This window comes from Mesorhizobium sp. M0019 (genome assembly GCF_040323975.1).
Lineage (GTDB): Bacteria > Pseudomonadota > Alphaproteobacteria > Rhizobiales > Rhizobiaceae > Mesorhizobium.
The window spans coordinates 11,746-31,418 of sequence record NZ_JAMYVK010000027.1; the positions used below are offsets into that span (position 1 = coordinate 11,746).

Genomic DNA, 19,673 nt, shown 5'->3' on the forward strand with positions numbered 1-19,673 from the left:
GATGAGCGCCATGCTGCCTGCGACCGCGTTTCTCTACGAGCGCGTCCGACGAGTGATCCCGCCGATCGAATGGCCGGCTTTCGTCGAGGATATCGAGGCGATCCTTGCACTGAAGCGCGAGCGCAACGCCATCATCCTGGCGCACAACTATCAGACCCCCGAGATCTTCCATTGCGTGGCCGACATCGTCGGCGACAGCTTGGCACTGGCCCGCACGGCTGCGACGATCGAGGCGCAAGTCATCGTGCTGGCCGGCGTACATTTCATGGCCGAAACGGCCAAGCTGCTCAATCCGCAAAAGACGGTGCTCATTCCCGACCTGCGGGCAGGCTGTTCGTTGGCGGAATCGATCACGGCAGAAGACGTGCGCTTGATGCGCCAGCGTTATCCCGGCGTGCCGATCATCACTTATGTCAACACGTCGGCCGAAGTGAAAGCCGAGTCGGATATCTGCTGTACATCCGGCAACGCCAAGGCGGTCGTCCAATCCCTTGGCGTTCCCCAGGTGATCATGTTGCCGGACGAATATCTGGCCCAGAATATCGCCGCCCAGACCGATGTGCAGATCATCGCCTGGAAAGGGCATTGCGAGGTGCACGAGCGCTTTACACCGGCCGACATCCGCGAGTTGCGCGAAAGCCATCCCGGCGTGATCGTGCTCGCGCATCCCGAATGCCCGCCCGACGTCGTGGCTGAAGCAGATTTTTCCGGCTCGACCGCTGCCATGTCCGACTATGTCGAAAGGCAAAGGCCGGCACGTGTCGTGCTGATGACGGAATGTTCGATGAGCGACAACGTCGCGTTAGCGCACCCAGAGGTCGAGTTCATCCGGCCCTGCAATTTGTGCCCGCACATGAAGCGGATCACGCTTGCCAACATCCGCATGGCGCTCGAGCAGAACCACCATATCGTAACCATCGAACCCGGGATCGCCGGGCGCGCGCGGCTTGCGGTCGAACGGATGCTGGCAATTTGAGCGCCGATTTCCGCAGCTTCTTCGGGCGGCCCATCATCATCGGCGGCGGCATCGCCGGACTGATGACCGCGCTTCAACTGGCGCCGGAGCCGGTGCTGCTTCTGTCCAGGACGCTGCTGGGAGCTGACAATTCGAGCACCTGGGCACAGGGTGGTCTGGCTGCAAGTTTCGGCGAAGACGACGATCCGGAACTGCACCTGGCCGATACGCTTGCCGCCGGGGATGGTCTCTGCGACACAGACGTGGCGAGCCGCATCCTCCAAGCCGCGCCCAAGGCGATAGAGGGGCTTGCGGGCTTTGGGGTTCCCTTCGACCGTACGTCGAAAGGATCACTGTGCCTCGGATTGGAGGCCGCACACAGCCGACGTCGCATCGTTCATGCGCATGGTGACGGCACCGGGCGTGAGATCATGCGTGCCCTGATCGCGGCCGTGCGTTCCACTCCGTCGATTGTTGTCGTGGAGGGCGTGGAAGCGCGCCGACTGGCGGTGCGAGAGAATGCGATCCGAGGCGTCTGGGCGAGCTGTTCGATCGGACCTGTCTTCTTCGGCTCACGGCGGGTCGTCCTCGCCACCGGTGGGATCGGGGGACTGTTTCTCGACACCACGAATCCTTCGGGCAGTTGCGGACAGGGCCTGGCGCTTGCGGCCCGCGCTGGAGCTGTCCTTGCCGACCTCGAGTTCATCCAGTTCCACCCGACCGCGCTTGACGGCCCGGAACGCCCTATGGTGCTGGTCAGCGAGGCCGTCCGCGGCGAAGGTGCTGCCCTGATCGACGAAACCGGCCAGGCTTTTCTCCAGAGCGTGCCAGGGGCGGAACTTGCGCCTCGTGATGTCTTGGCGCGCGCCGTCTGGAACCATCTTGCCAACGGCCACCGTGTTTTTCTCGACGCGCGGCAACGGCCTGGCCCGGAATTCGCTCGACACTTCCCGACAATCGCATCAGCCTGTCGTGGAGCGGGCATCAATCCCGCGCGCGATCTCATCCCCATTCGTCCGGCCCAACACTACCACATGGGTGGCGTTGCCGTGGACGGCTCCGGTAGGACGTCCGTCAAGGGGCTGTGGGCCTGCGGCGAAGTCGCTTCGACAGGACTGCATGGCGCCAACAGGCTCGCCAGCAATTCCTTGACCGAGGCCGTCGTATGCGCGCGCTGGGTCGCTGAAAGTGTCGCTGGAACGCCTGCTCGCAGAACAAAGCCTGCGTTTGCGGACGTTTACCCATCGCCCGCTCCGACACCCGTGCGTGTTTTCCTGTCGCGCGCACTCGGCATCGTCCGGGATGGTGAAGGTTTGAAAGCAGCCGCACGTGCCTTATTGCCGCTCGCCGAAAGCAAGGACGCGGCCTCGGATCCGGCGGCTGTCGGGCTAATGATCGCGGTTGCCGCCCTGTTGCGCGAAGAAAGCCGCGGCGCTCATTACCGGACAGACTTTCCTCATCATGCGACTGTCGCCCGACGGTCCGAAATCACCCTCGAAGCCGCCTTGGCCGCTGCGCGGGAACTCGGACACTCGCCAAGCCTCGAAGGGGCAAAGTGATGACGTTCTCACCGCTTCCCACGATCATGCTTGAGCCGCTTGTAAGGGCAGCTCTTCTTGAAGACCTTGGCAGAGCCGGCGACTTGACCACGGAGGCCATCGTCCCGAAGGAACACCAAGCGGGAACCGTGCTGGCGGCGCGCCAGTCCGGAGTTGTCGCCGGCCTCGATCTGGCGATGCTCGCTTTCCGCTTGATTGATCCTGATGTCGAAATCTCGGTGGAGCGGGCAGACGGCTCCAATGTCATGGATGGAGAGGTCATTGCATCAGTGGTTGGCCCTGCCCGGGGCATTCTCACAGCCGAACGGACGGCACTCAATTTTTTGTGCCATCTGAGCGGCATCGCTACAGCAACGGCATCGATCGTCGCTGCGGTTCGTGGATATGGCGCGAAGATCGTCTGCACGCGCAAGACGACGCCCGGATTGAGGGCAGTCGAAAAGTATGCGGTGCGCGCGGGTGGCGGATCCAATCACCGTTTCGGCCTCGACGACGCAATTCTGATCAAGGACAACCACATCGCCATCGCAGGCGGCGTTCGCCCGGCGCTCGAGCGAGCACGAAGACGGGCCGGTCATCTCGTCAAGATCGAAGTCGAGGTCGATACGCTGGCCCAGTTGGAGGAGGTACTTGGCTTCGCTCCCGATGCGGTTCTGCTCGACAACATGTCCCTCGCCGATCTTCGCCGGGCCGTCGCAATCGTTGGCGGCCGTGCTATCACCGAGGCTTCTGGCGGGATCGCATCCGATACAGCGCGAGCGATTGCCGCGACCGGCGTCGATCTGATTTCGGTCGGCCGACTGACCCACAGCGCGCCGATCCTGGATATCGGCCTCGACTATTGGGGCTCATGATTGTCTGAGGAACGAACAGGATCGAATCAACTGTCCTTTCCGATCGTCGTCAATCAGACAGCAAAGCAAGGCAGAACCGGAGGAACAGCATGGACATGCAAACAGCCAGTCCAACGCAGACATCGCCACAGGCTCAATCCCCTGACCCTGGAGCGTGGACCCTGGAGAAGGCTCAGGCACTTCACGATGCCCCCTTCAACAATCTCCTCTTCCTCGCGCAAACCGTGCACCGCCAGAATTTCGATCCCAACAAGGTCCAGCTCAGCCGGCTGCTCAGCATCAAGACGGGCGGATGCCCGGAGGATTGCGGCTATTGTAGCCAGTCGGCGCATCACGAGACCGGCCTGAAGGCGTCGAAGCTGATGGAGGTCCGGCGCGTCGTCGCCGAGGCGACCAAGGCGCGTGACGCCGGCGCAACCCGCTATTGCATGGGCGCGGCCTGGCGAAACCCCAAGGCGCGCGACATGGATGCGGTGGTGGCGATGGTCGAAGGCGTCAAGGCGCTGGGCATGGAGACCTGCATGACGCTCGGCATGCTCGATCTTGAGCAAGCCGCTCGACTGAAGCAGGCTGGTCTCGACTTTTACAACCACAACATCGATACGTCGGAACGCTACTATAGCGAGATCATCAGCACGCGGAGCTTTGCCGAGCGGCTCGAGACGCTCGAGCACGTTCGCCAATCCGGCATCAAGGTCTGCTGCGGCGGCATTGTCGGCATGGGCGAGGAGCCGGTGGACCGGATCGGCATGCTGGTGACGCTGGCCAACCTGCCGGAACATCCGCAAAGCGTTCCGATCAACATGCTGATCCCGATCCCCGGCACCCCGCTTGCCGACGCCAAGCCCATCGAGCCGATCGAATTCGTGCGCGTGATCGCGCTGGCGCGCATCATGATGCCGAAATCGCATATCCGTCTTTCCGCCGGCCGTACGGCCATGACCGACGAGATGCAGGCGCTGTGCTTTTTTGCCGGCGCCAACTCGATCTTCGTCGGCGACACGCTGCTGACGGCGGACAATCCCGGTGAGGACAAGGATACCCTGCTGTTCCGGCGCCTTGGCATCGAGCCGATGGAACTCGAGGCGCAATGAACGGGGCACCGCTTGCCCGCTATGAGGCGACCTTGCAGGGACTGGCGCGCAAGGACCGGCTGCGGACGCTGGAGCCGCGCGCCGGGCGCGACTTCTCGTCGAACGACTATCTCGGGCTTGCCGCCTCCAAAAGACTTGGCGAAGCGGTTGCGGCGGCGATTGCGCGGGGCACGTCGGTTGGCGCCACTGGGTCGCGGCTGTTGCGCGGCAATGCACCGGAACACGAGCAGCTCGAGGCAGACGCGGCGGCATTCTTTGGAGCCGACCGCGCGCTGTTCTTCGGCAGCGGCTACATCGCCAACTTCGCTCTGCTGACTGCGCTGCCGCAGAAGGGCGACCTTTTGGTCCTCGATGAGCTCGCCCATGCCAGCATGCATGAGGGGGCACAGGCCGGACGTGCCGAGTTCAAGCTGGCCGCGCACAACGACGTCGATGCTGTCGAGGACGCGATCAAGCGTTGGCGCGCCGAAGGCGGCATGGGATGCGTCTGGATTGCGGTGGAAAGCCTATACAGCATGGATGGCGACTGCGCGCCTTTGGAGAGCCTGGCCGCGCTTGCCGATCGGCACAACGCATTCATCGTCATTGACGAGGCGCACGCGACCGGCGTCTGGGGACCGGACGGCCGGGGGCTGGCCGCCGCTTTCGAGGGCCGCGACAACATCGTCGCGCTCCACACCTGCGGCAAGGCGCTCGGCGCATCTGGTGGGCTCGTGACCGGGCCGAGGACACTGTGCCAGTATCTGATCAACCGTTGCCGGCCATTCATCTACGCCACGGCGCCATCGCCGCTGATGGCGGTCGCGGCGCGCGAAGCGCTCGCAATGCTCGCCGACGAGCCTATGCGGCGTTTTCAGCTGCATGAACGCGTCGCCCTCGCAGGCCGCCAATTGGTCGATCGCTGCGGCGTGATACCAAGTGGCTCTCAGATCCAGCCCTTGGTGATCGGCGATGTCAGGCGCACCATGGCAGTGGCGGCGCGCCTGCGGGCCCGCGGCTTCGACATACGCGGCATTCGTCCGCCGACCGTGCCCGAGGGCACGTCGCGGCTGCGCATCTCACTGACGCTCAATATCGGCGAAGCCGACATTTCCGGCATGGTCGGGGCGCTCGTCGAGGTGTTGGCTCAGACATGACCGGAGGCGACATGACCAAGCGCATCGTCATCACCGGAACAGACACCGGAATTGGCAAGACGGTGTTTTCGGCCGGGCTTGCCGGCCTGCTTGACGGTTTCTACTGGAAGCCGGTGCAATCGGGCCTCGACGGCGAGACCGACAGCGAGGCGGTTGCACGGCTTGCCGGGCTTCCGTCGGGGCGCGTGCTGCCGGAAGCCTACCGCTTGAAGAGCCCGCTTTCGCCGCATCGTTCGGCCGAAATCGACGACGTTTCGATCGAGGCTGCCGATCTTTCGTTTCCGGTCCTGCCGACACCGCTCGTCATCGAAGGCGCCGGCGGGCTGATGGTGCCGCTGAACCGCCGGACAAGGTTCATCGACATATTCGAGCAATGGCAGTTGCCGGTCATTCTGTGCGCCCGCACCGCGCTCGGAACAATCAATCACACCCTGCTGTCGATCGAGGCCCTGCGGGCGCGCGCTATCCCGCTGGCTGGCATCGCCTTCATCGGCGATGAGATGACCGATACGCAACGGACGATCGTGGAATTCGGCGACGTGCCGCAACTCGGCAGGCTGCCGCACCTCGATCCGCTGACGGACAAAACGCTGAGACAAGCGATGATTGCCGGCTTCGACCTCGCTTTGATTGCCGGAGGCGGATGATGCGGCAATCCCGTGTGTGGCATCCCTTCACCCAGCACGCGCTCGAGCCGGCGATCCCTGAAATCGTCCTGACTGAAGGCGCGTATCTCCACAAAGCCAATGGCGCGCGCATTCTGGACGCCATTTCCTCCTGGTGGGTCGTCACCCATGGCCACCGCCATCCCCGCATTATAAAGGCAATCGAGACGACCGCCTCGAGCCTCGACCAGATCATCTTCGCAGGCTTCACGCACGAGCCAGCCGAATGCTTGGCCAAGGCGCTTGTCGGACTCGCTCCCGCCGGACTCGACTGGGTGTTCTATTCCGACAGCGGCTCGACCAGCGTCGAAGTCGCGCTGAAGATGGCGCTCGGCTATTTCCGCAACATCGGCGCGCCGCGCTCGCGCATCGTCGTCATGGAGCACAGCTATCATGGCGACACGATCGGCACGATGAGCGTCGGTGCCCGTGGCGTGTTCAACGCCGCCTACGAACCCTTGCTGTTCGAGGTCGACACCATTCCCTTCCCGGCCGCCGGCCGCGAGCAGGAAACGCTGGATAGATTCGAGGCCGTCAGCCGCGACCGGCGCGCCGCCGGGCTGATCGTCGAACCGCTCGTGCTTGGCGCCGGCGGCATGCTGATGTATCCGGCCTGGGTTCTGTCCGAGTTGAAAAACATCACTGAGGCCTCCGGCACACTGCTGATCGCCGATGAGGTGATGACCGGCTGGGGGCGCACCGGAACCATGTTCGCCTGCGAGCAAGCGTCCATCTCTCCAGACATCCTGTGCACCTCGAAGGGCCTGACCGGCGGTGCCGTCCCGCTGGCCGCTACGCTCGCCACCGATGCCATCTTCCAGGCTCACTATTCGGCGGATCGCAAGAAGACGTTTTTCCACTCGAGCTCCTACACCGCCAATCCGATTGCCTGCGCGGCCGCACTCGCCAATGTCGAGATCTGGCGCGACGAGCCGGTGGCCGAGCGTATTGCGGCCTTGAGCGCGAGGCAGGCCGCCGGACTTCAACGCTTTCGCCACAATCGCTACTTCACCGACAGCCGGGTGACCGGCACGATCGCGGCCCTCGATCTGCGCACAGCCTCAGCCGGCTATCTGGCCGAGATCGGACCTAAGCTGCGGGCCTTTTTCCTCGAGCGCGGCCTGCTTGTGCGCCCGCTCGGCAATGTCCTTTATCTCCTGCCGCCCTATTGCGTCACCGGCGACCAGCTCGATCGGCTCCATGACGCGATCGAGGAGGCCGGCGAACGCTTCGGTTCGAGGCCATGAGCAGGTTGTCGCGCCTTCTCGGGTTTGGCCATCATGCGCCTGGCCGAAAGGTGGCGAATGCCGAGATCGAGAGCGATCTCGGCCTCGAACCGGGCTGGATCGAGCGGCGTACTGGAATCCGGTCGCGCTTCTGGGCAACAAACGAAGACACGCTGTCTGGTCTTGCTGCGCAGGCCGGGGCCATGGCGCTGGCCAGCGCCGGCATTGCGCGCCACGACATCGGTCTGCTGCTGCTTGCCACCTCGACGCCCGATCACCTCCTGCCGCCCAGCGCGCCCCTGGTCGCACATCGGCTGGGGCTCGGCCGCGCCGGCGCTGTCGATCTGACCGGCGCCTGCGCCGGGTTCATCTATGCGCTGATGTTTGCGGACGGATTTACCCGCCTGCACGGCAAAGCGAGCCTTGTTATCGCCGCCAATATCCTCAGCCGCCGCATCAATCCCTCTGAGCGCGCCAGCGCCGTGCTGTTTGCCGATGCCGCCGGCGCCCTCGTGATCGGTCCCTGCGAGGATACTGATCGGGGGATTCTCGGTGCCTCCGTGGATTCGGACGGCTCGCGATACGGGCTGATCCAGATTCCCGCAGGAGGAAGCAACAAGCCGTTCCACGGTGACCTCGACCTCGCGCAAACCCGAATGACGATGACCGACGGCCGCGAAGTGTTCGCAAAGGCCGTCGAGATGATGACCGATTGCTCGATAAGCGCGCTAGCCGCTGCCGGAGTGCGACCACAGGATGTCGACCGGTTCGTGCCGCATCAGGCCAATGCTCGCATTTTCGATGCGGTCGGGCGAAACCTCGGCTTTGCCGATCACCTGATCGTCAAGACGATCGCCGAATATGGCAACTCTTCCGCCGCGACGATCCCGCTCTCACTGTCGCTCGCCAATCAAGCGGAGCCGTTTCGGCCGGGCGAGAAAATACTCCTGGCGGCGGCAGGTGCGGGACTCAGCGGCGGGGCGCTCGTCGTCGGGATTTAGCCCAGCGAAGCTGCTCAACATCAGGACTGACTTTGTGAGATGAATAGGACAACGGGACCAATGCGAAAATAGTCGCCGGCAAGCTGCACGGCATCCACGTCACCGAGCAAAGCTCAACTACCACGGTTCGATACTGCTCGACCCTGACCACGCGAAGAACCCGGGATCCTGCCAATGGATTCGTGGAGACATGGAGCAAGACTTCCGGCGCGCGAATCTCGACCTATGTCATCCTCGGCGAGCGCGGCTCTCGATGCTGCATCCTCAACGGCGCGGCCGCCCGGAACCTGCCAGCCCACTCCATCCATCTGGACGAAGCGCACATTCCTGTCTGAAGCCGCGGATCGTTACGTTCGTCATCAACAATGTCGTCGGCTTCTCGCCGATGGCAATGCGCTGACGCGGACGGCGTTGACGATTACATCGGCAGGGGCGCTTCAGCAGAAATTTCGCCGGTTGATGGAGCAGCAGGAACTGGTGGAGGAGACCGGCGAAAGTGCTTTTGATACCGGCGGTCGGCCGGCGAAGCTTTATCGCTTCCGCCACCATGTCCTCGACGAAACGGCGGTCGCCCGGACAAAATTGCCGCTGGCGCGGGCTTGACATCCTTTATACTCAACGTAGAAATATACCCTTATAATCAATTCGATTATAACGAGAAATTCATTCGCAAGTCCAAACCCACGGTCTCGCTCGGGAAGCCCGTATGAGTGGATCGAAGTGATCTTGGAAATGAAACGCCCGAGGACGGGCTTTCAACCTTTGTCGTGAAGGAGGTGCCGCGCGAGTGGGCCAATGCCTTGCGGCAACGGTGAAGGATGTATACCGCCAGTAAACACGTGCGTCAAAGTCGCTGTCGAATGTACAGTTCGTCCAAATGTGCGATACGTTCGATTTGTGCAAGTAACAATGGAAAAGTGTTGCATAAAAGAAACGTCTAATTATATAAAGCTGGCAAGCTAAACTTTAAACTTGCACAAATGAGCATCGCGGATAGCGTCCCACTGTGAAGCGTGCACTGCGATGTGCGTCTGTTTCGATCGTGGGGGGCAAGACGGTCGTCAATTGATGTTCTTCCCTTTTTATTGAGAGGCAAAAGTTGAAGCCGCAAGACGGCTGCTAGGTTGCGCGCATACGAAAACGCAACACATCGCCGTCCCCCCAACTTCATGTCTTCAACGCTCTTTCGGAGGCTTGCTGAGGGAATGCTATTGGGAAAGCCAGATATGTCCGCGTCGAGTGATCTTGGGGATGAAAAGCGCCAGACCGAGCTTTCAAGCTTTGTCATGAGGGAGGTGCAGCGCATTCTTGCCCAATGCGATGAGGCGAAGCAGGGTGACAAGGCTGCTGTTGCGCCTTCTGGTTCTCCTTCCAACGAATTGACCGTCGTGGCCGCCGAATTTCTTGGTAGGCTCGAGGCCGAAGCAGCGCGACGGCTAAACGCCCAGGCGGGTGAGATCGCTTCGCGACCGCGGGCAGCCGATCATCCGCTCGGGCATCCGGTTCTGAAAGATTGCCCGAGAGAAGGCGCGCGCATTGCAGAATGGGCCGGTCCAGTTGCGGGGTCGACGCATCTCGAGAGACGTTTTGGAATACCGCGGTCCACTTTGTATTGGTGGCAGCAACACAATGATGTGGTTGCCTTTCGGAGAGGCTCCCGTAAGCATGTATTTCCCCTGGCTCAGTTCATCGACGGCAGGCCTATGCCCGGAATCAGGCAGGTCCTTTCCTCGATCTCCGATCCCAGACTGGCTTGGCTGTGGCTGATCAGCCCCTCGCCTCTTCTCAAGGGTCGCGTCCCTATCGAATTGCTCAGAGAAGGTATGAACACAGAAGTTGTTTCATCCGCCGCCCAGGCTGTTTCTCTGATTGAATCTATCTGACAATTGGCCGGATGCCGATGGCTGTCCGCGCATTATGTAAGTGCGCACAAGCAGATGTACCAATTGTGCGATTTGTGCAAATGTATAGTTGTTCAATTTGTGCAAGTAATACAATAGATATAGTGGCAATAATGCAACGGATACTTCTATATATGGTTGGCAGACGGAATTTGAACTTGCACTAATTCGCCCAGCGAATAGCGTTCGAGCCGGGAAGGATGCATCGCGATGCGCATCTTTTTCGATCGTGGGGACAGGGAGCGGTTCGTCCATCGACGTCCTCGCCCTTTTCAAATCATTGAATGGAGATCAATTATGAACATCAAGAGCCTTCTTCTCGGCTCAGCTGCGGCTCTGATCGCAGTTTCCGGCGCCCGCGCCGCCGACGCGGTGACCGTCGCCGAGCCGGAACCGGCTGAATACGTCAAGATCTGCGACGTCTACGGCTCGGGCTACTTCTACATCCCCGGCACCGAGACCTGCCTGCGCATCGGCGGCTATGTCCGCTACGACATCGGCGTCGGCGACGTTGGATCCTACGACGGGGCGCGGACCCACGACGTCCAAGACGGCAGCGACCATGGCACCTGGCGCAAGAACGCCCGCTTTGACCTAAGGACTTGGACCGGCCAGGAAACCGAACTCGGTACTTTGAAGACATACACCGAGACCAAATTCAATTTCGGTAACCGCAACGCCTATTCGGGTCCCGACAGTCCCCAGAACTATGCCTTCAACAAGGGCATCACACTGAACTTCGCCTGGATCCAGCTTGGTGGCCTGCGCGTCGGTAAGGACGAATCGGCCTTCGATACGTTTATCGGCTATGCCGGCAACGTCATCAACGATACGCTCGTTCCCTACGGCGATTTCGACACCAACGTCGTGCAGTACTACTTCGACGCCGGCAATGGCTTCTCCGCCGTGGTATCGCTCGAAGAGGGTTCTGGCGTCGTCGGCACGATCGACAGCTACGTTCCGCATCTTGTCGGCGGCGTGAAGTACACGCAGGGCTGGGGCGCCATCACCGGCGTGATCGCCTACGACAGCAACTACGAAGAGGTAGCCGGCAAGGTCCGCTTGGATGTGAACGCCACCAACGAACTGTCGCTGTTCATTATGGCTGGCTATGGGACCGACGACAACCTAACCGATGGGACCTACGCTATTCCTGCCGGCGGTCGCGGCTTCTACAAGCAGTGGGGTGGCAACTGGGCCGTCTGGGGCGGCGGCACCTACAAGTTCAACGAGAAGACCTCTTTCAACCTTCAGGCGGCGTATGACGAGTGGAAGAACCTCGGCATTGCCGCCAATGTCGCCTACGATATCGTTCCTGGTCTGACGATCACGGCCGAAGTCGACTATCTCCACGCTGGCAAGTTCGGGGATGTGGACTTCTCTAACTGGACCAATGCCGACAAGAAGAACAGCGTCGGCGGTCTGCTCCGCTTCCAGCGCTCGTTCTGAGGATTGAAGAGCCCGTTGCCCCGCGTTCGGAGCGCTAACTGCGAGCCTAATTTGCGGCCGAACCATTGTGGTGAGGCTTGTAGAGGTTTTCGGCGAATTGCTTGATCACGGACCTCCAATCCGAGCATTTCGTCGATGAGAAGGGCGCCCTGTTCCCGGGCGCCCTTTTTTAAGGGTTATCATCAGACTCTCTCCCGGGGGAATTGTGGGTAAGAAACAACGCATCGTCCTGCAGGCAGCTGTTGCAGCTGTTTTGGCGTCTGCCTTTGGCTTTTTTCTGCTGATCCTGATCGTGCAGATGGTCAGTTTTTTGGTTGACTAGGCACGCGCAAGCGGGATGGATCGCGCAGAGACACGCGGAAGTTTTTTTCGCCAGCGAAACCCCGACGACCTGATGGGGAGTCGCGCCAGCAGGGTGGGCGCCACGTCCAGTGCCACCGACCATGCGAGATGCCGATTGTTGGCGCGTCTGTCAGTTCGCGCGGCCATATTCATTCTGGTGCCAATCTGTTGCCTTTTCTGCTTTTCCCATGCGTTTTAGGCCGAGCCATTTGTGAAGCGGGCGGTCAATGGATCTGCGCCTCGCGATTGCCTGCCGTTGCCTGGTTGATCTGGGCGGCATAATCCGAGAGCGAACGCTGCAACCGCGGTTCGAATTGCGCGAAGTTGAACCGGACTTCATCCGCCGTCAGGAACTGGTGGGTTGCGCCGGGAAAGCCGGCGACCATCACAAGGTCGCCTTCCTTGACGCCTTCACAGGCTATGGGTAGCCAACTCTTCGGCCGGTAAGGCACATTGTCGCGCGCATATGGCCGGGAGCAATCATCAGGAGCGACATAGGCGCGATAAAAGCCGAAGTCGCCTGTGTGGCGCGGCCACATCCAATTGTCCGTTTCGCCGCCGAAGTTACCGATGCCGAGCGCGGGCGCATAGACAAGGCGCACGTCCTCGATTTCGAGCTTCTGCTGGAGATAGTAGGAGGCGCCGCCATAATAGGCCCCTACGTCGCAGCGGCGATTGGGCTGTCCTTCACATGCGGCGATCAGGGCCTTGCGGTTCGTGGCGAGCCGCTCATAGCGGGCAAACCCATTCAGCTTGTCCGAGACGCCCTTGAGCATTTCGGCGGTCACATCCCGCACGTCCAGCTGGGCGGGATCGATCTGGAGCCCATCCGCGCGCATGGCCGCGCCCACTTCCGCAGTCTGGCCCGGCATCCACATACCTTCGTCGCCCGACGTAGCCGTGACCGTCCAGAGCAAGGCGATGGCAGTTGCTTTGGCCAAACATTTCAAATTCGAGTTCATGCTGACTGTCGCTGTCATCTTGCCTCCTGTTCTCCGCAGATTGGATTGGTGACTATCGGGATGGCCGGAGTCCTGGCGCCCGCGCGGCGGCCAACACCGTAAGACCGAGTGGACCCGTTAACCGCAAGAGTCCTGATGGCGCTCACCTCTCATATTTGTCGCGCGCCAACGTTTGCGGATCACCCGCTGCACTGATCGTGCCAAATGAATAAGTCTTCAATTACAAATGGTGAGCCTCCCCATCCATGTCCTATCTCCGACGTCGTTCACGTAAAGGGCTCGGTGCTTCCACGCTCGTTTGCTCTTCGCCCGTCCCTCTTCCGTCTTGACTAGCAGGAGCCTACGGCCTATCTCACTGCCGCGTTAGCACTCGCTTCTGGTGAGTGCTAAACGCGCTCCGGCAACGGAGAACCGTTCAACATCCGCACCAGGGAAATCCAAAAATGGCAAAGTCGAATTTCCGGCCGCTGCATGACCGCGTGGTCGTTCGCCGCGTCGAGTCCGAAGCGAAGACCGCGGGCGGGATCATCATCCCCGATACGGCGAAGGAAAAGCCGCAGGAAGGCGAGATCATCGCCGTCGGTTCCGGCGCCCGCGACGAGGTCGGCAAGCTCGTCCCGCTGGACGTCAAGGCCGGCGACCGCATCCTGTTCGGCAAGTGGTCGGGCACCGAAGTCAAGCTCAGTGGCGAAGACCTTCTGATCATGAAGGAATCCGACATCATGGGCGTCATCGGCTGACACGCCGCCTTTCATCCGCACCATCCAATCTGAATTTCGGGCGAAATGCCCAGGAGTAAAAAATGGCTGCCAAAGACGTAAAATTCTCCCGCGACGCCCGTGAGCGCATGCTGCGCGGCGTCAACATCCTCGCCGACGCGGTGAAGGTCACGCTCGGCCCCAAGGGCCGCAACGTCGTCATCGACAAGTCGTTCGGCGCACCGCGCATCACCAAGGACGGCGTCACCGTCGCCAAGGAAATCGAGCTTGAGGACAAGTTCGAGAACATGGGCGCGCAGATGGTTCGCGAAGTTGCTTCGAAGACCAACGACATCGCCGGCGACGGCACCACCACCGCGACCGTTCTGGCACAGTCGATCGTCCAGGAAGGCCACAAGGCGGTTGCCGCCGGCATGAACCCGATGGACCTCAAGCGCGGCATCGACCTCGCCGTCGCCGACGTCGTCGCGACGCTGATCAAGAACGCCAAGAAGATCAAGACCTCGGAAGAGGTTGCCCAGGTCGGCACCATCGCCGGCAATGGCGACGTTTCGGTCGGCTCGATGATCGCGGAAGCGATGCAGAAGGTCGGCAATGAGGGCGTCATCACGGTCGAGGAAGCCAAGACCGCCGAGACCGAGCTCGAAGTCGTTGAAGGCATGCAGTTCGACCGCGGCTATCTCTCGCCCTACTTCGTCACCAACGCCGAGAAGATGGTTGCGGATCTGGAAGACGCCTACATTCTTCTCCACGAGAAGAAGCTCTCCAACCTGCAAGCCATGCTGCCGATCCTCGAGGCTGTCGTGCAGACCTCGAAGCCGCTGGTCATCATCTCGGAAGACGTCGAAGGCGAGGCCCTGGCCACGCTGGTCGTCAACAAGCTGCGTGGCGGCCTGAAGATCGCTGCCGTCAAGGCGCCGGGCTTCGGTGATCGCCGCAAGGCCATGCTGGAAGACATCGCCATCCTCACCGGTGGCCAGGTCATTTCCGAAGACCTCGGCATCAAGCTCGAGAATGTCGGCCTCAACATGCTCGGCCGCGCCAAGAAGGTGTCGATCTCCAAGGAGAACACCACCATCGTTGACGGCGCCGGCAAGAAGGAAGAGATCCAGGGCCGCGTCGCCCAGATCAAGCAGCAGATCGAAGAGACCACCTCGGACTACGACAAGGAGAAGCTGCAGGAACGTCTCGCCAAGCTGGCAGGCGGCGTTGCCGTCATCCGCGTCGGCGGTGCGACCGAGATCGAAGTCAAGGAAAAGAAGGACCGCGTCGATGACGCCCTCAACGCGACCCGCGCGGCCGTCGAAGAAGGCATCGTTCCCGGCGGCGGCGTTGCACTTCTGCGCGCTTCGCTGAGCATCAAGGCAACCGGCGCCAACTCCGACCAGGCCGCTGGCATCAACATCGTGCGCCGCGCGCTGCAGGCTCCGGCCCGCCAGATCGCGGCCAACGCCGGTGCGGAAGCATCGATCGTTGCCGGCAAGATCCTTGAGAACAAGGGCGCGACCTTCGGTTACAACGCCCAGACCGGCGAATATGGCGACATGATCGCCATGGGTATCGTCGATCCGGTCAAGGTTGTGCGCACGGCCCTGCAGGACGCGGCCTCGGTCGCCGGCCTGCTGGTCACCACCGAAGCCATGATCGCGGAGGCTCCGAAGAAGGAGTCGGCTGGCGGCGGCATGCCGGCTGGTATGCCCGGCGGTGGCATGGGCGGCATGGGCGGTATGGATTTCTAATCCAGCCCCCTATCAACCTACAGCGGAAAGGGCGGCAGCAATGCCGCCCTTTTTTGTGTGCCGAGCATGATCGACAGCTTTAGACGTGCAAGTCCTCTACCCAGCTGATGGCGGCGAAGCGCAACGGCGTCGTCGTGAGACGGGTCTGGCCGTGTCCTTTCGTTCAGCCGCTGGTCGAAACTCCCGATGATCGTGCTGCCTTCCGCCGTGCCGTGGATCTTTACAGGGCTGCGAGAAGGCCTTGCCAACGGCTGGCAGACCCTGGTTGCGGTAGAACTCATCGCATCGTTCGAAGGGCTCCGATTACCTGATGGCCTATGGTCGTCAGCTCTTTCAATTGGAACTCGTTCTTTCGGCCATGATCGTGGTCGGCCTAACCGAATTGGTGATCCACGGCCTGCTCACGCTTGCCGAAAACTATCTGCAACGCTGGCGTCCGGAGACCCCACGATCAGCCTGATCACGATTGCAGGTCGGGATAGGCTGTCGCACGGCGCTTCCATCGCACCGCCGGCCTTCCGCTTCATCGGCCGACATCTGCGGCCGCTTGCGGTGCTGATGGCGCTGCTCGCGATTTGGGAGTTGCTCGCCCATGCCGGCGCTGCTGGCCCACGTTTTCTACCGCGGCTGGAAGAGGTCGCGGCCCGCGGCATGGCAGAGTTCAGCCGAGATGGCCTCGGCTCCAATCTTCTGGTGAGCCTGGAACGTGACCGATCGGTTTCGTGTGTGGCAGTGTGGCGGAATCGCGCTTGGTCTGGTGATCGGATTTTCTCGCCTCATCGAACGCCTGAGAGGCTCGTGGTCGCGGTTGTATTACCGCTATTACGTGACCTGATCACGTTGACGATGCCAGCACCTTCATTGGCCACTTTTTGGACCATGTACGTCACATCAGGCTCCCCCGCCCGATCGACACGAGCCGGCTCTGTAACCAAGCCGCCGTCATATGGCGGTTCCACGACGGCACTGGCGGCAGTCGTCTTCTCAGCGGCTACAGGTGGACGTTTCAGCAGCCAACGAATACGATGGTGGCAAGGACAGGCAGACCAAGCACCGCGTAGAAGCCGTACTCCGCTGGAGTTCGCCTTGGAAGTGGAGCGACAACGGCCTGATTTGTCTTGCCATGCCGACATTGTCAGCACGCTTTTCGAAGCCTCTGAATTCCTTAGTGTGCATCCCAGCTCGACCTCCGACCATCCCATTTCCGGCTGCCCGCGGCACGGCAGCCCTTGGCCTCTAGCTGCGCTCGAGCGGATCAGCGTGCCGTCCGCCTCCTCTGGCTGATCAAAATGTCTGCACCCATTTGGCAATGGCCGCTTCGCGCAAAAGTATTCCCCCGTGAGCCGGCTTTCCGAATTGGCTTAACTTCCAAATCTGTGGCTTTGCCTGCATTGCGGAGCGCGGAGTTCCGACCACTCGCCCAAGGGTATGCCATGGCGTTTCGTCTCTTTGTTCCGATCCTTGCCGGTGCAACGCTGCGCGAGCGGCTGCTCGCCTGCATCGGGGCTATGATCGGCATCGCATTGACTGGCGTGATCAGTGCGCTGGCGAACGGGTCTGGTCCACATGTCGCACTGCTGGTTGCTCCAATGGGAGCATCGGCCGTGCTGCTCTTTGCCGTGCCTTCAAGCCCGCTGGCGCAACCTTGGTCGATTATCGGTGGCAATACGATTTCGGCGCTGGTCGGGGTGACCGTGGCGCATTTCGTGCATGAACCCGTTCTTGCTACCGGCATTGCGGTGGCGCTGGCCATCGCCGCCATGTCGTTCACGCGCTGCCTGCATCCGCCGGGTGGCGCCGCCGCCTTAACTGCGGTGTTTGGCGGACCGGCCGTCTTCAGCTCGGGCTTGCTGTATCCCTTCGTTCCGGTAGCGCTGAACTCGATCGTGCTGGTCGCACTCGGCTACGGCATCCATAAGCTGTCGCGGCGCAACTATCCGCATGTGGCGGCCCCCGCCCTTAAAAGCGCGCATGGAACCATCGATCCGCCCGCGCGGGAGCGGGTCGGCTTCCAGCCCGAGGATATCGATGCCGCGCTCGGCGCGCTGGAGGAAACCTTCGATATCGACCGCAACGATCTTGAGCGGCTCCTACGGCAGGTCGAGTTGCAGGCGATGGTGCGCTCCCACCGGACCCTGCTGTGCGAGGACATCATGTCGCGCGATGTGATTTCGGTCGATGAACATGCGCCGGCCGACCACGCGCGTCATTTGCTGCTCGATCACAACATCCGGACGCTGCCGGTGACCGACGCCGAGCGCGGGCTGGTCGGTGTAGTTGGCCTACGCGAGCTGACGAAGGCGACCGACACGGTGAGGGCTGTGATGTCGAAGGCTAGCACCGCCTCTCCCGATAGGCCGGCGATGAGCCTGCTGCCGGTGCTCACCGACGGCCGCAGCCATGCCGTGGTCATCGTCGATACCGAGCGACGCATTATTGGGCTGATCACCCAGACCGACCTGCTGGCAGCGGCAGCGCGCGTGCACATGGCCGACACAACGCTGGCAGCGGCATAAAATAGTGATCCGGACTTGCTCAATCCGGGACCCCGATGGGGCGCCAATAGGATAGCGGTATTAAGTGCGGCCTTCCGCCTAAGACAATTCCTTTTTACGAGTAGATCAACCCTGAAACGCGACCGCGTGCTCAGGCATCTGGTTCACGTAGGCCAAGTACGACTGCAACAACGGACACTCTTCAACCCTTGCCGGTGGCCAGAGCCAGTCCGCTATGTCGACTAAAGGCGTGCGGACTACAAGTGCAACCATCTGGTGGACGGCTCCTCTGCAACGATGGTAGCGCGGTTCGCGTGTCCAAGGCTGGGTTGAAGCTCTACGTCCCGGGTTGAGTGATCGTTGGCAAGGGTCGCGGCTCAGACGCCGAGGACGCGGTTCGCAATTCCATTGCAGGTGGTCCTTTCCTTTGGTTCCTGCATTTCGTCTATGGTGGGGCGCCGCCGACTCCCGTCATGCATCACGCCGACGACCGCCGCTTCCTCGCCGCGCCAAGGGTTTGACTAGGCCGACGATAGACCATGCGATAACCAATTCCGAAACGATGTGGCTTCCTTGCGCCAAGTCGGCTCTGTCGAACAGCGATGTCAACATGATCCTGAGTTCCGAGGGTTCGCCGCGCATCAATCCTATAACCTTGATGACGTTCCTGAAAGAGGATGAGGCTGCTCCAACACGTGCACGGTGTTAGGAATTGCCATTGCATGAGTTGATCTCGGACTTCTTCGTCGCGCGTCGCCAATTTCCAGCCCAATACCGCGCCTACGCTTGGTACCCCAACCACGCGGCCTATCGCCCTCATGCCCACTTCGAGGACCCTCCAGGATCGGGCCTGTTCGGATAGGTGTGGGAGGCCGAGGCATCAGAGGGAACGGCCAGACGCTACCATGAGGATGCGCAATCTGCCGAAGAGCCGTACCGCTACCTTCGTCACTGTGCGGAACGCGGGGCGACCGTCGCGTCAGCCATCCGGCTTTGGGTGTCATTTCTCCCCTGGCGGAGTCCACCGCCCCCGACAAAAGCCTGACCTTTGCCAGTCTTCTATGGGCAAGCGTTCGCGCCAAAAGTTCAAAGCCGCGTCCATAACATTCAACAATGAAAGCCAGCCTCATCAGATCGAGCAGAAAGTCGTCGATGGCATGTGTGAGCGCGTCAGACTTTTGTTCAAGCTGAAGCAGCAAGGCGCGCGCCTCTTCGATCGCGGCCCGGCAACCGTCTGCGTTTATCAGGAATGAATCCTGTCTAAGATCTGCAAGCCCTCACCTCGCCCCAAGCCAGACTCAGCGCATCGAACGCCGTTGGAGAGAGTTTCCGACGAAAGAACATCGTCGCGTTTCGCGAAAAGGCATCGCTCGGCAAAGTGCCCGTTGATGAAGCATGCTGCGTCAAACGACAAGCAAGAATCCGGGCTCCACCCAGTGATGTCTTCGAAGGCGGGGTGAGCCGGCTCGGGCATGCGTCTCGGCCGTAACCCTTAATCACGAGGAACTGTGCCGCAAGGCAAACAGTTTCTCTCTATTCTTCTAGCCGCCACGGTTCAGCCTAGATTACATGGGAA

At 61.3% G+C, this 19,673-nt stretch carries 17 protein-coding genes and 1 pseudogene; 17 read left to right on the forward strand and 1 reads right to left on the reverse strand.

Annotation, left to right across the window (positions count from 1 at the left end):
- Window position 1 precedes the first annotated feature (1 nt).
- From nadA to NKK47_RS19680, 12 genes and pseudogenes are all read left to right on the forward strand, one after another.
- The gene (gene nadA / locus NKK47_RS19625) at window positions 2–976 is read left to right on the forward strand and encodes a quinolinate synthase NadA (RefSeq protein WP_352508058.1); all 975 of its coding nucleotides are present in this window, start codon (window positions 2–4) and stop codon (window positions 974–976) included.
- Entirely contained in the window at window positions 973–2,514 is a 1,542-nt protein-coding gene (locus NKK47_RS19630; RefSeq protein ID WP_352577957.1) for an L-aspartate oxidase, read from the forward strand. The genes nadA and NKK47_RS19630 overlap by 4 nt, the downstream gene beginning before the upstream one ends.
- The gene (gene nadC / locus NKK47_RS19635) at window positions 2,514–3,368 is read left to right on the forward strand and encodes a carboxylating nicotinate-nucleotide diphosphorylase (protein WP_352518027.1); all 855 of its coding nucleotides are present in this window, start codon (window positions 2,514–2,516) and stop codon (window positions 3,366–3,368) included. Before NKK47_RS19630 ends, nadC begins: the two co-directional genes overlap by 1 nt.
- Before the next feature lie 95 nt (window positions 3,369–3,463).
- Complete coding sequence (gene bioB / locus NKK47_RS19640; protein WP_352496596.1) at window positions 3,464–4,462, forward strand: biotin synthase BioB; 999 nt, start codon at window positions 3,464–3,466, stop codon at window positions 4,460–4,462.
- Window positions 4,459–5,598 carry an 8-amino-7-oxononanoate synthase gene (locus NKK47_RS19645; protein ID WP_352577958.1) on the forward strand — a complete coding sequence of 380 codons (1,140 nt, stop codon included), beginning with the start codon at window positions 4,459–4,461 and terminating at the stop codon, window positions 5,596–5,598. Before bioB ends, NKK47_RS19645 begins: the two co-directional genes overlap by 4 nt.
- Window positions 5,599–5,609: 11 nt before the next feature.
- A complete protein-coding gene (gene bioD / locus NKK47_RS19650) occupies window positions 5,610–6,245 on the forward strand; it encodes a dethiobiotin synthase (protein ID WP_031194973.1) in 636 nt (211 codons plus the stop codon).
- Entirely contained in the window at window positions 6,245–7,510 is a 1,266-nt protein-coding gene (locus NKK47_RS19655) for an adenosylmethionine--8-amino-7-oxononanoate transaminase (protein ID WP_352578004.1), read from the forward strand. Before bioD ends, NKK47_RS19655 begins: the two co-directional genes overlap by 1 nt.
- Entirely contained in the window at window positions 7,507–8,490 is a 984-nt protein-coding gene (bioZ, locus tag NKK47_RS19660) for a 3-oxopimeloyl-[acyl-carrier-protein] synthase BioZ (RefSeq protein WP_352577959.1), read from the forward strand. Before NKK47_RS19655 ends, bioZ begins: the two co-directional genes overlap by 4 nt.
- Window positions 8,491–8,582: 92 nt before the next feature.
- Complete coding sequence (locus NKK47_RS19665) at window positions 8,583–8,825, forward strand: aspartate 1-decarboxylase (protein ID WP_352496597.1); 243 nt, start codon at window positions 8,583–8,585, stop codon at window positions 8,823–8,825.
- 106 nt (window positions 8,826–8,931) lie between these two features.
- Window positions 8,932–9,093 (forward strand): annotated as a pseudogene (locus NKK47_RS35215) (NrtR DNA-binding winged helix domain-containing protein); the annotation flags it as partial.
- Window positions 9,094–9,716: 623 nt separating this feature from the next.
- On the forward strand, window positions 9,717–10,373 hold the full coding sequence (locus NKK47_RS19675; protein ID WP_352577960.1) for an antitoxin Xre/MbcA/ParS-like domain-containing protein: 657 nt from the start codon (window positions 9,717–9,719) through the stop codon (window positions 10,371–10,373).
- A 315-nt stretch (window positions 10,374–10,688) separates the two neighbouring features.
- Window positions 10,689–11,840 carry a porin gene (locus NKK47_RS19680; RefSeq protein ID WP_352577961.1) on the forward strand — a complete coding sequence of 384 codons (1,152 nt, stop codon included), beginning with the start codon at window positions 10,689–10,691 and terminating at the stop codon, window positions 11,838–11,840.
- Between the two features lie 566 nt (window positions 11,841–12,406).
- On the opposite strand, the gene NKK47_RS19685 is transcribed toward NKK47_RS19680, so the two are convergent.
- Window positions 12,407–13,162: a S46 family peptidase gene (locus NKK47_RS19685; RefSeq protein WP_352577962.1), complete on the reverse strand. Its 756-nt coding sequence runs from the start codon at window positions 13,160–13,162 to the stop codon at window positions 12,407–12,409.
- A 425-nt stretch (window positions 13,163–13,587) separates the two neighbouring features.
- Between NKK47_RS19685 and groES the strand changes: the two genes are divergently transcribed.
- The 5 genes from groES to NKK47_RS19710 all read left to right on the forward strand — a co-directional run bounded on the left by groES (window position 13,588) and on the right by NKK47_RS19710 (window position 19,350).
- Window positions 13,588–13,884 carry a co-chaperone GroES gene (groES, locus tag NKK47_RS19690; RefSeq protein ID WP_352577963.1) on the forward strand — a complete coding sequence of 99 codons (297 nt, stop codon included), beginning with the start codon at window positions 13,588–13,590 and terminating at the stop codon, window positions 13,882–13,884.
- 62 nt (window positions 13,885–13,946) lie between these two features.
- Window positions 13,947–15,602, forward strand: coding sequence for a chaperonin GroEL (groL, locus tag NKK47_RS19695; RefSeq protein ID WP_352577964.1), 1,656 nt, complete (start codon window positions 13,947–13,949; stop codon window positions 15,600–15,602).
- A 186-nt stretch (window positions 15,603–15,788) separates the two neighbouring features.
- On the forward strand, window positions 15,789–16,886 hold the full coding sequence (locus NKK47_RS19700; protein ID WP_352577965.1) for an ABC transporter permease family protein: 1,098 nt from the start codon (window positions 15,789–15,791) through the stop codon (window positions 16,884–16,886).
- A 149-nt stretch (window positions 16,887–17,035) separates the two neighbouring features.
- Window positions 17,036–18,118, forward strand: coding sequence for an HPP family protein (locus tag NKK47_RS19705; protein WP_352577966.1), 1,083 nt, complete (start codon window positions 17,036–17,038; stop codon window positions 18,116–18,118).
- A 1,040-nt stretch (window positions 18,119–19,158) separates the two neighbouring features.
- Window positions 19,159–19,350, forward strand: a complete 192-nt coding sequence (locus NKK47_RS19710; protein ID WP_352577967.1) for a hypothetical protein — start codon at window positions 19,159–19,161, stop codon at window positions 19,348–19,350.
- The last annotated feature ends 323 nt before the right edge of the window (window positions 19,351–19,673 follow it).